The sequence below is a fragment of the Planctomycetota bacterium genome (assembly GCA_016235865.1).
GTDB lineage: Bacteria > Planctomycetota > MHYJ01 > JACQXL01 > JACQXL01 > JACRIK01.
This window is the reverse complement of record JACRIK010000012.1, coordinates 29,676-43,438: the sequence shown is the minus strand read 5'-3', so window position 1 is coordinate 43,438 and position 13,763 is coordinate 29,676. Positions and strand designations below refer to the sequence as shown.

The window sequence follows — 13,763 nt, the reverse complement described above, 5'->3', positions numbered from 1 at the left end:
TTCGGGGTGCTGGATAAGAGCCAGTAAGTCACTTCGTTCCCAACTGGCTCTAGAAATGCCGGGGTATCTGTCTGGCTGTAATGATTCCTCTTTCTGTAATGTAACCAGATATGTATTTCGCTGGAGTCACATCGAACGCGGGATTGTAGACCCTGGTATGGCGTGGAGCTATTTGCACTTCTCTCATCTTTCCTCTCTCATCTGTCATCTTTACCTGCGTAACTTCTTCAGGCGAACGATATTCTATAGGTATGTCTTTCCCTATTCTGATGTTCCTATCAAAGGTGGACATAGGCGCGGCAATATAAAACGGTATCTTATGATGATGTGCCAGGAGCGCCACCTGATAGGTGCCAATCTTGTTGGCCGTATCGCCGTTCCGGGCTATCCGGTCTGCCCCAACTATGACTATATTTACCCCGTTAGAAGTAGGTCGCCGTAGGCGACCGTTAGTTCTAATGGGGTCAATCTTACCTTGTTTCATCAACGACCCGACCATATTATCACAAATCAGGGTCACCGGTATATGATTTCTCTGGAGTTCCCAGACCGTCAGCCGGGCGCCTTGAAGAACCGGCCGGGTTTCTGACGAATAAACCGAGAATTTTCTACCCTGCTTCTTGGCGATATACATCGGGGCAAGCGCAGTCCCGATTCCGGCTGTGGCCAACAGGCCGGCATTACAATGGGTCAGGATATGGTAACCATTCTTGATTAGTTTAGCGCCATTCAGTCCTATCCTATAACAGGTCTCTCGGTCTTCTTTCAGAATCTTCAGGGACTCATTATAAACGCCTTTAATTATTTTAACAACAGGATTTAGCTGATTGAACTGATTGTCCGCTGAATCCTGTTTAATCATGTTGTCTATTCTATCTAATGCCCAGCGTAGGTTGACTGCAGTTGGCCGAGTGGAAAGCAAGATTTGATAAACCTTATTGGATTCCTCCTGTAACCTCTTGTAACCCCCTGTAACCTTATGTAACTTATTGTAACCTCTTATGCCCAGATACGCCCCAAACGCCGCGGCCACGCCGATGGCCGGCGCGCCCCGGACCGCTAATCTCTTTATGGCATCTGCCACCTGCTCCATAGTCGTGCATTTCAGGTAGGTAAGTTTATGCGGCAGTTTGGTTTGGTCTATCAGTTTAAGATAGCCGTCTTCATTGCCAACCCAGTCAAGGGTAGAAATCATCTTGCGCATATACGTATTTATTTATTTACTACGAGCAACTGTCAAGAATTCTTGACAGATAAAAATGTTTATTATAACATTGAAAAATGAAACTTAAGATAGATGCCTATATTGACGGGGCCTCAAGGGGTAATCCGGGCCCTTCAGCCGTGGGTATTTTTATCAGGGAAAGTTCAGGTGAGGATATCCTCCGCAGGGGTGAATTTATCGGCCAGACCACTAATAACGTGGCTGAATATACGGCATTAATCAGGATGCTTAAGCATTTAAATAAGTTGCTTAAGCAAAAACCGGCTGATATTAACATATATTCGGACAGCGAACTATTAGTAAACCAAATGAACGGAGATTATCGGATTAAAAGCGAGCATCTTATCCCCTTGGCCATAGAGGCCAGGAAATTAATGAAAGCCCATGGCGAGATTAAATTAAACCTAATTACTCGTGAACACAATAAAATCGCCGATAAACTGGCTAATAAAGCGCTGAATACAGAAGCATCATTTGATGAGTAAAAGCATTATCCCGACAAAAACTGTCGGGATAAGAGCCAGTAATTCGCTAGGCTCAAACTGGTTCTAAGAAACGGAGGTAGACGAGTTATAACGCGCCGCGGTGTAAGCATCGCGTTGCGCGTCATATTAAGAAACAGCAGGTGGGTAATCGCTCTGTCTCCCGACGTTACGTCGGGGGGTAGGGAGGAAAGTCCGGGCTCCAGAGGACAGGGTGACGGCTAACGACCGCCCTCCCCGGCGTTATGCCGGGGAGCGAGATAGTGCCACAGAAAATATACAGCCTGATTCTGACCCTAAAGGTCGGAAAGGCAATGGTGAAATGGTGCGGTAAGAGCGCACCGCTTCCCGAGTAATCGGGAGGGCACGGAAAACCTCACCCGGAGCAAGACCAAACAGGGTAGACCGGTCCGGTCATTAAGTCCCAGGTAGGTCGTTTGATTCCTGCAGTAATGCAGGGCCAAGATAAATGGTTACCGTGGCACCATAGGCGCCATGACAAAACCCGGCTTATAGCCTGCTGTTCTTTAACATGTTATAGTATTTATTTTTATATTAGAAAGAGAGTGTGTATATGGCAATCAAAATAGCAATCAACGGCTTTGGCAGAATCGGCCGCAATGTTTTTAAGGCCATGTCCAAAAACCCTAATTTCGAGGTGGTGGTCATAAATGACCTGTCCGACGCCAAGACCCTGGCCCACCTGCTGAAATACGATTCGGTCTACGGCAGATTCCCGGGCACGGTCAGCGTGGACGGTAACGACTTCGTCATCAACGGCAAGAAGATAAAGGTGGTGGCTGAAAAGGACGTGACCAAACTGCCCTGGGGCCAGCACAATGTCGACTGGGTGGTGGAATCAACCGGGGTCCATACCAAACGCTCGGCCCTGGAAGGCCATCTCCAATCCGGCGCCAAGAAAGTGGTCCTGACCGCTCCGGCCAAGGAACCGGTCGACGCGGTGATTGTCATGGGAGTCAATGAAGAGAAACTGAAAAAGGAGCACAATATCATCTCCAACGCATCCTGCACCACCAATGCCCTGGCGCCATTAGTCAAAGTCCTCAATGATAACTTCGGCATCGTCCGCGGACTGATGACCACTATCCACGCCTATACCAACGACCAATCTATCCTGGACCTGATACATAAAGACCTCAGGCGGGCCCGGGCCGCGGCCATTAATATTATCCCGACCTCGACCGGCGCGGCCAAGGCCATCGGCGAGGTCATTCCGGAAGTAGCCGGCAAACTCAACGGCGTGGCGGTCCGGGTTCCGGTCCCGACCGGCTCGCTGGTTGACCTGGTGGTTGACCTGAAGAAAGAAGCTACGGTTGAAGCAATCAATACCGCCTTCAAATCCGCTTCCCAGGGCAAGCTGAAAGGTTTCCTGGAATATACCGAAGACCCGATTGTTTCCAGCGATATCATAGCCAACCCGGCTTCGTGCGTCTTTGACGCCTTGTCCACCATGGTCCTGGACAAAACCCAGGCCAAGGTCTTCGGCTGGTATGACAACGAGTGGGGTTATTCCCATCGGATCGTCGATATCGTCAGTTATGCGGCCGGATTAAAATAAGGTATTGTTTTTCTTGACCCGTTAGAGGTATATTGTATAAGCTTGGCGATTATTAGAACTCGAACCCGGGGAAGCAGTTAACAAAGTTAGAATATTATATGAACGTCCTGCGCCATATGGCGCGGGACTACTTTTATACGGGTCTTGCATTATATTGATAGCGCTTTATGAACCTAAAAGACCATTCAATCCGGGGCGTATCCCATGTCATCGTCATCATCGTGGTCGCCCTATCATTTATCGGACTGGCTTCGATGATTCTGACCAGCGGCATGCTCCAGACCGTTGAAGAGAAAATATCAAAAGAGAATAAGGCGGTAAAAAAAATAGAAGACAAACAAAGAGATGTTGAGTATTTTCTCCTCAAGGTTTCTCCGCTAATAATGACAGGAGAAACAAACTATAAAATAACTGTTGAGGCGGTCTCAAAATACCTGGATGAAAAGAAGAAGTCCTATACCCTGATGGGCCGGGAACCGATGATCGAAAACATCGTCTACGAGTCGATGGAAAAGCTATTCACCTCAGGTCATAAAATTACCAGAAGCGACTACGAGAAGAAAACCTCGGAAAAAGAAGAGGCTCAGCTAAAGGAGTTCCAGGAGGAAATCGTGCGGAGCAAAAACGCCTATCTGGCTGAACTAAGGCAGAAAAAGGAGGAAATGTTAAACAAGAAGTCGAAGGAAAACGAAAAATACCTGTTACTCAAAGACCAGTTAAATAACGACAAGAAAATCAAGGAGGAAAAATTACCCGGCATCACGGATAAATTCAAAAAGGACACCATCCGGCTGGAAAACGAGGTATCCATCGCCAAATATGCCCTGGAAGATTTGGCGTCCAAAGAGGCCTACAACCGCGACATCATCGAAGTATACGGTAAAATCTTTAATCCGGACATGAAAAACAGGCTCGCCTTTATCACCATAGGCAGCAAAGACGGCGTACGCGTTGGGTCAAAATTTATGGCCTACCGCCAGCAACAGGGATTCATCAGAAAATGGAAGGGGCAAATAGAAGTCAAAAGGGTTTTCGACATCTACAGCCTGGCCTCTATCACCAGGATGGAAAAAGAAGACGAACCGATTACCGATGGCGATTACATCACCAATATCTTTTACCATCCCAAGCACAGCCGGACCGTTGTGCTAATCGGCAAATTCAGGCGGGGTCCGTTCAAATATGACCGCGAGGAAATAGAGCAGCGGCTTATTGATATGGGTGCAACCGTGGAAAAAAAGGTTACGCTTAAAACCGATTTCGCCCTCATCGGCGACGACCCCGAAGAGAGAGACATGGATAAAGAAAATTTCACCTGGGTCAGAAGATTGAATATCCCCCGGGTGGAAAGCGACGAGGCGAAAAAGAGCTTGCAGTATTATCTCGGAGATTAGAACCACTTATGGCAAAAAAGAAGACTATTATTAAGAAGCGTTCCGAGGACACCTCGGCATCCGTTATATTGATAATATCAGGCATTCTGCTCCTGATTTCAATACTCAGTTCTTATCTTACCGTCGGCGAATACAATGAAAAGGTCCAGGAACTGGAAAAAGCCAAGCAGGCCACCCAGTCAAAACAACGCGACCTGGAAAGCGGTATAGAAAAAGCGACCAGCATTTCCAGCCGGGTGGGCTGGTTATCACGGGATGAACGGGCCATCACGACCGGCGATATCTGGAATAATTACGAAAATCTCAAGGCGTTTTTAAACCGGATGGTGGAATACCTGTCCGCCAATTACCAGATAACAGAGTACGAACCCTGGCCCGAAACCGAAAAGGACACGCCCAAAAAGCCGCTTAATCTGCAGATTTTGATAGATGTCCTGGAACGCCTGACCAAGCAAAATGTTGATAAGAACGGCGAGCTGATAATTTCCCGCAATAAATCCTGGGACCAGATTGTTAAAATAGTCGGCACTAAGGATGAAAGAGGCGAGTTGTATAAAAATATAGACCAGAAAACCGAGGAAATCATCAAAGTGAGAGAAGAAATAGTCTCACTGGAAAAAGAAACACAGCGGATTATTACCCAGGGAGAGCTTGATGTCTCGGTTCTCCAGGAAGGCATCAAGCAGATTGACACCACCATCACCGAGAAGACAAAAGAAGGCGAGGCGGCCATCACCGAATTAACCAAGAAAAAGAAGGAATTCGAGGAGCGGCTGGAGAAACTCCGGAACCGGATGGAATTGGCCAGTGAAGGCATTGAGATTGACGGTAAAGTCGTCCTGGCCGACATCGGCAATAATTCTGTTTGCATCGATTTGGGCGCCCAGGATGCTATCGTTAAAGGAATGGATTTTGATGTCTTTACCATTATTAAAGGTGGACTAAAAAAAGGAAAAGGCAGGGTAAAAATCATTAAGGTGTTTGATGATTATTGCCAGGCGGCGATAATCCCGGATACGATGAAAAGCGAAGAACCCATCACTACCGAAGACCTGATAAACAGCGACATCTACAACCGGCAGAGGACAAAAACCTTTATCTTCGCCGGCACGCCGATGGGTAAATACCTGTTAGATGACCTCAAGAAAAAGATACAGGAATTCGGCGGCGAGGTTTTATCAACCTCGAGCGATAATATCACTTATGTGGTCGTCGGTAAGGATTTCGAAAACGACGATAATTACAAGAAAGCAATCTATCTCGGCGCCGTGGTCCTGAGGGAAAAAGAGTTGTACGACCTGCTACGCATCGAGTGGAAAGAATAATTGTTTCGACTTGCAAGGTATCCTTCGCCTCGCCGGGCTTCGGAATACCCATTCCGTAGTGGCGCAAATCGCACCACGAAGGATGGGATGATATGGAAGAAAAAAGATTATCCTTAGGCGGGCACCTGGAAGAACTGCGGGTTCGCCTGATATGGTCGGCTGTCGCATTTGCCGTTGCCCTCGCTATTTGTTTCATATTCCAGGACCAGATACTGAAAATAATCATTGCGCCGCATCTTAAAGCCTCAAACGGAAAAGCCTTAAGCACGCTGACCTACCCTGAAGGGTTCTTTATTTATTTCAAGGCAAGCTTGATTGCCGCTTTTGTGGTCAGCGGACCTTTTATTATCTACCAACTCTGGAAATTCATCAGCGCCGGACTCTATTCACACGAAAAAGGATATGTTTTCTTCTACCTGCCGTTTTCGTTACTGCTCTTTGCCGGCGGCGTCATTTTCAGTTACTTCATCCTGATTCCGATGATGCTGAAATTCCTCATCGTCTATCCCAACCCGCTCCTCATCGAGAACATCTATAACCTGACCTGCTATTTTGACCTGTTTATTATGTTTACGGTTATTATGGGCCTGGTATTCCAGCTGCCGCTCTTGATGCTGTTCCTGGTCCAGATTAAAATTCTTACGCCCCAAATATACTGGGGCAAGATAAAAATCAGCATCCTGCTGGCCTTCATCATCTCCGCCATAATCACGCCCAGCGGCGACCCGATTAACCAGACCCTGATTGCCGCTCCGTTATTAGTGTTGTATCTGATCGGAATACTGCTATCCTGGATGTACTTGAGAATTAACAAACCCAAAGAAGTAACTTGATTATGAAATTAGGCATCATCGGCAAACCCTCGGCCGGCAAGACCACTCTGCTGGCCCTGCTCTCCGGAATTGATTACGACACCTCGCTCAAATTCCAGTATGAACGGAAATTCCATTACACCACTATCAAGGTGCCGGATGAGCGGCTGAAGGTGCTGACCGATTTCTACCAGCCCAAGAAAACCGTTGAAGCCACGCTGGACATAATTGACACCGAACCTATTTTAGGACCTGAGGAGCGCAAGGCAAATAACGCCATCCTGGGCACCGTTCGCGAGGCGGACGGCATCATCTGCGTTATCCCAGCCTACCAGAAGCGTGAGGAAACCGCCTGGATAGCCAGGGAAATTGATTCGCTCAAATCCGAATTCCTGCTGGCTGATTTGGATATCGTGGAACGGCGAATAGAGAAACTCAAGGCCAACAAAGGTCGCGGCTCATCATCATCAGAGGAAATCCACGAGGAGGAAAAGTTCCTGGCCACGGTCAAGGAATATATTGAAGCCGGCAAGAATATGAAAGAAATTCACCTGACCCCCCTGACCGAAAAACTCTGGGTCAATTATGGACTGCTCAGCCGCAAGCCGTTCATTATCATTACCAATATATCCGAACTTGACTTATCTTCCGCTGACAAGTATGCCGAAACCCTGAATAAATACCCGCACTGCCTTGCCCCGTCCCTGAAACTGGAATACGAGATATCGTCACTGCCGCCTGAGGAACAAAATGGTTTCCTGTCCGATTACGGCCTGAAATCGCTCCAAACGCCTGAGGTGGCTAAACTGTGCTACCAGACCCTGGGCTTGCAACCATTCTTTACCGTGGGCTCGGACGAGGTCAGGGCCTGGACTATCCGAAAAGGAGACACGGCTCTGATTGCGGCCGGCAAGATTCATACCGATATGGCGCGCGGATTTATCTCGGCCGAGGTGATTTCCTACGCGGACTGGCTGGCCTCAAAGGGCTCAATGAAAACCGCCCGGGAGCACGGCCGGGTCCGCGCCGAGGGCAAGGAATATATCGTTAAAGACGGGGATATCATTAACTTGAAATTTAACGTGTAATAATATATAAGCATAAATATGGAAAAAGTCGTCTTTGCTTATTCCGGCGGCGTGGATAACCTCATCTGCATCCACTACCTCCAGAGCAAGGGCTTTGATGTCATCACCTTCCTGGCGCAACTGGGCCAAATCAATTACCTGGAGCCGCTGGGCGAAAAGGCGGTCAACCTGGGCGCCACGGTCGCCAATATCGCCGACCTGCGCCGGAAATTCATCCACGATTTCATCCTCCCGGCCTTGCACGCCCTGGCGGTTTATGACAACGGCTATCTGCTGGCCGCGGCGCTCTCGCGCCCGTTAATCGCCGAGGAACTGGTGAATATTGCTGAGGAGGAGAACTGCAAATATGTGGCGCATGGCGCCCGGGGTATCGGTAATGACCACGCCAGATTTAATAATTGCATCAATGCCCTCAATCCCAAACTAAAAATCATCTCTCCGCTGATTGAACTGGAGCTAAAAACAACCAAGGATGACCTCAAGTATATCAAGAAACACGGGCTTCAAATAGATACCGCCAAACAGTTCCCGTACAATATAGAATCAAACCTTTGGGGCGTGAATATCCAATTGGGCCCGGTCGGACGCCAGTGGTCCGAGCCGCAGCGTGATACTTTTATTATCACCACTCCAATGTTGGAAACCGTGGACAAGGCCGCCAACATCGAAATAAGGTTTGACCAGGGAACTCCGATTGCTTTGGATGGCAAGAAGATGGATTTACTGGAAATGGTTGAGCTGCTCAACAACATCGGCGGGCGCAATGCCGTCGGCCGGATTGATATGATAGAAAACAAGATTTCCGGCGAGAAGATACGGGAAATCTACGAGGCGCCGGCCGCGACGATTCTCTACGCCGCTTATTCCGCCCTATGCGGGCTGATTCTGCCCAAGGAAGTCCTCCAGTTCCAGTCCACCGTCTCAACCAAGTATGCGGAATTAATCTATAACGGTTCTTGCTCCTCACCCCTGAAAAAGGCGCTGGATAAATATTTCCAGGAACTCGCCCTCAGAATCACCGGCTCGGTCAAACTGAGAATCTATAAAGGCAACCTGACCATCGTTGAGAGAAAATCGTAGACCCAGTTAGAGAAATACAACCAGGAATACCTCGCCTGATGGAAAAACATTTGTTATGCTATCGTCGCAACGAAATAGAAAACCCCGCTTAGGTGGCGCCCAAGGCGGCACCCTCTCTAATGGGGTGACTCCACACCGACTCGTCTCGTTATTGAGTAAAAAGGGCTTAACCCTGGCAATAGCTGAATCCTGCACCGGCGGGCTGATTTGCCACAAACTCACGGCCATTCCCTGCGTCTCTGAGGTATTCAAAGAAGGAATCATCTGTTATAGTAATACATCTAAAATAAAGCGTCTCGGCGTCAAACCAGGCATCATAGAAAAATACGGTGCGGTCAGCCCCGAGGTCTGCCGGCTGATGGCACAAAACGTTACTAAATCAGAAAAGTCCGATTTGGGAATATCTGTTACCGGCATTGCCGGCCCAGCAAAGCGGAGTCCCGATGAATATCGGTGCCCTGAAGGCGGAACTCCAGCCCAGCCCGTTGGCCTGGTTTATATCGGCGTCAATATCAAAGGCAAAATAACCGTCCATAAATATAATTTCATGGGGAGCAGAAAGAATATCCAGGAAAAGGCCGCCAGGACGGCCCTGCAACTATTAGAGAAAAATATTCTCTCTTAATGTCATTCCAGCGCAGGCAGGAATCCATCCCGCCGAAGCGGGACCGTTTTCACGGGAATGACAGTAATGGGAAGACCTGTTAGTATATGCAAAAGAAATGGCTCATCAAGGAAACGCCCGAGGCCGACTCCATCCGCTACCTGGCCGGCTCGCTCAATATCTCCGAGACCATCGCCCGGATCCTGGCCCAGCGCAATATCATTGACGTCGCCCAGGCAAAACTATTCCTGAATCCCAATATAAATAATCTCCGCCCGCCTAATTTGATACCCGGTTTGTCCGCCGCCCATAAGCGTATCGAGCAGGCCCTGCGTAATAATGAAAATATCCTCATCTACGGCGACTATGACGTGGATGGCGTCACCTCAGTCGCGCTCTTCAAGCGCTTCTTCCGGCTCCTGGGCCGGGAGGTGGATTTTTATATCCCACACCGGCTGATTGAGGGCTACGGCATCTCCAAGGAAGCCCTTGACGAAATCGCATGGAAAAAGGTCAATCTGATTATCACGGTTGACTGCGGCATCTCCAATGTCGAAGAAATCGCCTACGCCAAACAACTCGGAATGGACGTGATTGTCACCGACCATCACGAAATACCCGATAAACTCCCCGACTGCATCATTGTCAACCCCAAGTTAGACCCCAAAAATCCCGACTCCTATTTCCTGTCCGGCGTAGGCGTAGCATTTAAGGTGGTCTGGTCCCTGATGGACACCTTTTCGCAGGCCAAAAAGGACAGCCGGCTGTTCCACGAATTCGTAATGGACACCATGGCGCTGGTGGCCATGGGCACCGTGGCCGACGTCGTGCCGATGACCGGCGAGAACCGGGTCCTCTGCTCCTACGGGCTGGAGGCGCTCCAGCACACCAAGATAGAAGGCGTCCGGGCGCTGATTAAGCAGACCGGCCTGACCAAAGGAACTATCCGCGCCGAAGACATCTCATTCCGCTTAGGGCCGCGACTCAATGCGGCCGGCCGGATGGGCGATTCACTGAGCAGTTTCAAACTCCTGACCTCTTATTCCTCAGAAGAGATAGAACAACTGGTCGCCAAACTGGAACTCAACAACAAGGAACGCCAGAAGATAGAAGGCAAAATCACGGCCGAGGCGTCCCGGATTGTCCGCGAGACCTACGACCTGGACAGCAATTACTGCATCGTCCTGGCCAATGACAAATGGCATTCCGGCGTGCTGGGCATTGTCGCCTCCAAACTGGCTGAGGAATTCTACCGGCCGGCCATCCTGATTTCCACGGAAAACGGGGTGGGCAAAGGTTCGGGCCGTTCCATCCCCTGCTTCCATCTCTATGACGCCCTGTGCACCTGCCGCGAACTGCTGCTATCCGTAGGCGGGCATGAATACGCGGCCGGACTCCAGATAGAACACAGGCACATCCCGGAACTCACGGCCAAACTCAACGAATACGCTAAACATCACCTCAAGACCGAAGACCGGACGCCCTCAATAAGCATAGACACAGTTCTGGACTTCAGCGACATCAACCGCAAACTCCTGTCCGAGATAAAGATGATAGCCCCGTTCGGCGAGGGCAATGAAGAGCCGGTCTTCTGCTCGCACAATCTCCAGGTGGCCGGCACGCCCAAACTCATCGGCAGCACCCTCAAACACCTGACCTTCCATGTCAAAGGGAAGAACCGGACCTACCGGGTCATTGCCTACAACAAAAGCTCCTATATCTCATTCCTGGACCAGAACAAGAACAAACCCTTCTCGCTGGCCTATGTCCTCAAACTCAACGTCTGGCAGGGCCAGGAAAGTATTGAACTGGAATTTGTGGATATCAAGGCATCCGGTTAACAGGCATTGGCGTAAACCCCGTTAGAAGCGAACACGGTAAAATAAATAATATTATTGACGGCTCTAAGACATTAACATCGGACGCTTCTAACGTGGTAAAACCAATAAAATATACAATTTTACTTGACCTTGATGGAATAATGTATATATTTATAGTATGCTAAAGATGGAATCCAATCCAATCCAATCCAATCCAATCCTAATGGCTTTAGCGGCCTGCCTACCGTCCCACTGGGACAGGCGGGCGTGGTATGTGGTTCATATTTCATTAGTAACCTATGGCGTTCATTAACTTATTTACCCGCACACCAATGTATTGGCGTGTGGGTTTACTTATAAACTTATTAACAATGAGTGGCGCCGTTGGCGCCATAAGATACTCTAATTCACTTGGTTCATAAGAGTATCTAAAAAAGGAGTAAAATATGGCTATTGCTGATGCGAAGTTTATCGTAGGTGAGGCGTCTGCGGACTTGAGCAATGAAATCCTATCTCAGAATATTAACCCTGCTAACTTGATTAGAAATGGGTCTTTTGAATCATGGAGTAATGGAGTAAGTTCTCTCCCTGATGGATGGGAGTGGCTTTTGTCAAATGCTGGGACTATTCAGAAGAATACAGACGATAGGAAATTTGGCTATGCGAGTGCAGCCGTAAGTAATAACAGTGGTTATCAGGCTGTACTTGTACAGCAACATTCACCGGGGAGTGATTTTTCTAATCGTAATGTTACTCTTGGTGCATGGGTTAGTTTTTATGGAAATAATGATAGAGTTAGGCTTGTTATATCTGATGCAGGTGGTAATCATTTTTCTAATTATCATTCGGGTAGTGGGTCAGTTGAATTTTTAACCTTAACAGTAACTGGTGGTGGAGGAGATTTTTATGCTGGAATCGAGATAACTAGTGGTACTGCAGTAACATGTAGGATAGATGGTGCTATTTTAACATTAGGAGAAGTTCCGTTTGATTTTAATCCGAACCCTCTAGATTTAGGTGGTGAGGTTTATGCCGATTTGTCTCTTGTGAAAGGAGTAGGAATTACAGACAAAGATAAGGATACTAAAATCCAGTTAGAAGAATCTTTAGACGAAGATAAAATAAGATTTGATACGGCCGGGACCGAGCGGATGGTGATTGACAGTGCAGGCATAGATGTCAAGAGTCATAAGATTACCAATTTAGCCGCTGGCAGTACCGCAAGTGATGCAATTAGATATGACCAGGCAATGAAGTCCGGCGATGCGGCAGGTGGTGATTTATCCGGCACATATCCCAACCCTTCAGTGGTAGATGATAGTCATAATCATACATCATCTACTGTCTCACTTACCCATTCCGCAACTACAGGTCAGACAGCCAACGACCATCATAATCAATCACACGGTGATGCCGACCATACCGAAACCTACGAAAAAACTGCTAGTAAAGGCGCGGCAAACGGTTATGCTGGTCTGGACGCAAATGGGAAACTTGATGCGGGTAATATTCCAGAACATATAAGTGCTAAGAAAACAATTAGTACTGCAAACTGTTCAACTACATCTACTTCTTTTATCAAGACTGTTTCATCTGTGGGAACTTGTACTGTAAGCATAGCCAACCCCGCTGTAATAACTAAAACTACTCACGGGCTATCAGTTGGCGATGCTTTTACTGTTACCGGGGGAACATTACCAACGGGAATGACTGCCGGTACGCTTTACTATGTTAAAACTTTAGTGGCTGGTAATGAAGCCAATGCATTTACATTCTCAGCAACATACGGCGGGACAGAAGTAAGCACTTCTGGAAGCCAAAGTGGCACACATTACCTGAACAAGATGTTTGCAGTAACGCTTGATACCAAGACAACTGCCTTAATATGCTTTGTCGGGTCTGCCTATGGTAGTCAGGATGCGCAAATATTTTATTTTGATATTTATGTTACCGGAGCAACGACTAAGTATGTTGGTAATACTACCGATGGATTATTAAATGTTGCAGTAGGTGGTTACGGAGCAAATAATCCAAGAAACTCAAGTTTTTCTGTTATAGTAACAGGTTTAACGGCAGGGTTAAATACCTTTACATTATATTGGAGAACGTCTGCCGGAACTGTAACGATGAGTTCAGGGTCTACAAATGCGCCAACATTAAGCGTTGTGGCTTTATAAAACATAAAAGATTTAGAGGGGTTTTTACCGGATAAAATTAGTGTTTTCTGTGTCTTCCCTTACGGGACAACAATTTAATACCCCTACGGGGTTTTCATTAAATAGAATCCCGTTAGGGATAGAATACCGTTAGATATCAGTGGCTTAATATGACGGCTCCCAGATAAATGGAATATT

11 protein-coding genes and 1 other RNA gene are annotated in these 13,763 nt (G+C 47.8%); 11 read left to right on the top strand and 1 reads right to left on the bottom strand.

Annotation, left to right across the window (positions count from 1 at the left end):
* Positions 1-49: 49 nt before the first annotated feature.
* Positions 50-1,204: an S-methyl-5-thioribose-1-phosphate isomerase gene (gene mtnA / locus HZA49_04370; GenBank protein ID MBI5778673.1), complete on the bottom strand. Its 1,155-nt coding sequence runs from the start codon at positions 1,202-1,204 to the stop codon at positions 50-52.
* A 77-nt stretch (positions 1,205-1,281) separates the two neighbouring features.
* Here mtnA and HZA49_04365 point away from each other — a divergent pair, with 77 nt between their 5' ends.
* The 11 genes from HZA49_04365 (at position 1,282) to HZA49_04315 (ending at position 13,586) form a co-directional block, all read left to right on the top strand.
* Positions 1,282-1,710, top strand: a complete 429-nt coding sequence (locus HZA49_04365) for a ribonuclease HI family protein (GenBank protein ID MBI5778672.1) — start codon at positions 1,282-1,284, stop codon at positions 1,708-1,710.
* 132 nt (positions 1,711-1,842) lie between these two features.
* Positions 1,843-2,236: RNase P RNA component class A (gene rnpB, locus HZA49_04360), an RNA gene on the top strand.
* Positions 2,237-2,281: 45 nt separating this feature from the next.
* Positions 2,282-3,286, top strand: a complete 1,005-nt coding sequence (gene gap / locus HZA49_04355) for a type I glyceraldehyde-3-phosphate dehydrogenase (GenBank protein MBI5778671.1) — start codon at positions 2,282-2,284, stop codon at positions 3,284-3,286.
* Between the two features lie 167 nt (positions 3,287-3,453).
* Entirely contained in the window at positions 3,454-4,680 is a 1,227-nt protein-coding gene (locus HZA49_04350; protein MBI5778670.1) for a hypothetical protein, read from the top strand.
* 8 nt (positions 4,681-4,688) lie between these two features.
* Positions 4,689-6,005 carry a hypothetical protein gene (locus HZA49_04345; protein MBI5778669.1) on the top strand — a complete coding sequence of 439 codons (1,317 nt, stop codon included), beginning with the start codon at positions 4,689-4,691 and terminating at the stop codon, positions 6,003-6,005.
* Positions 6,006-6,097: 92 nt separating this feature from the next.
* Positions 6,098-6,838, top strand: coding sequence for a twin-arginine translocase subunit TatC (gene tatC, locus HZA49_04340; protein ID MBI5778668.1), 741 nt, complete (start codon positions 6,098-6,100; stop codon positions 6,836-6,838).
* A 2-nt stretch (positions 6,839-6,840) separates the two neighbouring features.
* Positions 6,841-7,905 carry a redox-regulated ATPase YchF gene (gene ychF, locus HZA49_04335; protein MBI5778667.1) on the top strand — a complete coding sequence of 355 codons (1,065 nt, stop codon included), beginning with the start codon at positions 6,841-6,843 and terminating at the stop codon, positions 7,903-7,905.
* 18 nt (positions 7,906-7,923) lie between these two features.
* Positions 7,924-8,985, top strand: a complete 1,062-nt coding sequence (locus HZA49_04330) for an argininosuccinate synthase (GenBank protein ID MBI5778666.1) — start codon at positions 7,924-7,926, stop codon at positions 8,983-8,985.
* A gap of 55 nt (positions 8,986-9,040) precedes the next feature.
* Positions 9,041-9,610, top strand: a complete 570-nt coding sequence (locus HZA49_04325) for a CinA family protein (protein MBI5778665.1) — start codon at positions 9,041-9,043, stop codon at positions 9,608-9,610.
* 86 nt (positions 9,611-9,696) lie between these two features.
* Entirely contained in the window at positions 9,697-11,430 is a 1,734-nt protein-coding gene (gene recJ / locus HZA49_04320; protein MBI5778664.1) for a single-stranded-DNA-specific exonuclease RecJ, read from the top strand.
* A 425-nt stretch (positions 11,431-11,855) separates the two neighbouring features.
* Positions 11,856-13,586, top strand: a complete 1,731-nt coding sequence (locus tag HZA49_04315) for a hypothetical protein (protein MBI5778663.1) — start codon at positions 11,856-11,858, stop codon at positions 13,584-13,586.
* Positions 13,587-13,763: the final 177 nt, after the last annotated feature.

Coding starts and splice junctions, on each gene's coding strand:
- HZA49_04365 (MBI5778672.1), top strand. CDS start 1,282: ATGAAACTTAAGATAGATGCCTATATTGACGGGGCCTCAAGGGGTAAT.
- tatC (MBI5778668.1), top strand. CDS start 6,098: ATGGAAGAAAAAAGATTATCCTTAGGCGGGCACCTGGAAGAACTGCGG.
- HZA49_04330 (MBI5778666.1), top strand. CDS start 7,924: ATGGAAAAAGTCGTCTTTGCTTATTCCGGCGGCGTGGATAACCTCATC.
- gap (MBI5778671.1), top strand. CDS start 2,282: ATGGCAATCAAAATAGCAATCAACGGCTTTGGCAGAATCGGCCGCAAT.
- HZA49_04315 (MBI5778663.1), top strand. CDS start 11,856: ATGGCTATTGCTGATGCGAAGTTTATCGTAGGTGAGGCGTCTGCGGAC.
- recJ (MBI5778664.1), top strand. CDS start 9,697: ATGCAAAAGAAATGGCTCATCAAGGAAACGCCCGAGGCCGACTCCATC.
- ychF (MBI5778667.1), top strand. CDS start 6,841: ATGAAATTAGGCATCATCGGCAAACCCTCGGCCGGCAAGACCACTCTG.
- HZA49_04345 (MBI5778669.1), top strand. CDS start 4,689: ATGGCAAAAAAGAAGACTATTATTAAGAAGCGTTCCGAGGACACCTCG.
- HZA49_04350 (MBI5778670.1), top strand. CDS start 3,454: ATGAACCTAAAAGACCATTCAATCCGGGGCGTATCCCATGTCATCGTC.
- mtnA (MBI5778673.1), bottom strand. CDS start 1,204: ATGCGCAAGATGATTTCTACCCTTGACTGGGTTGGCAATGAAGACGGC.
- HZA49_04325 (MBI5778665.1), top strand. CDS start 9,041: ATGCTATCGTCGCAACGAAATAGAAAACCCCGCTTAGGTGGCGCCCAA.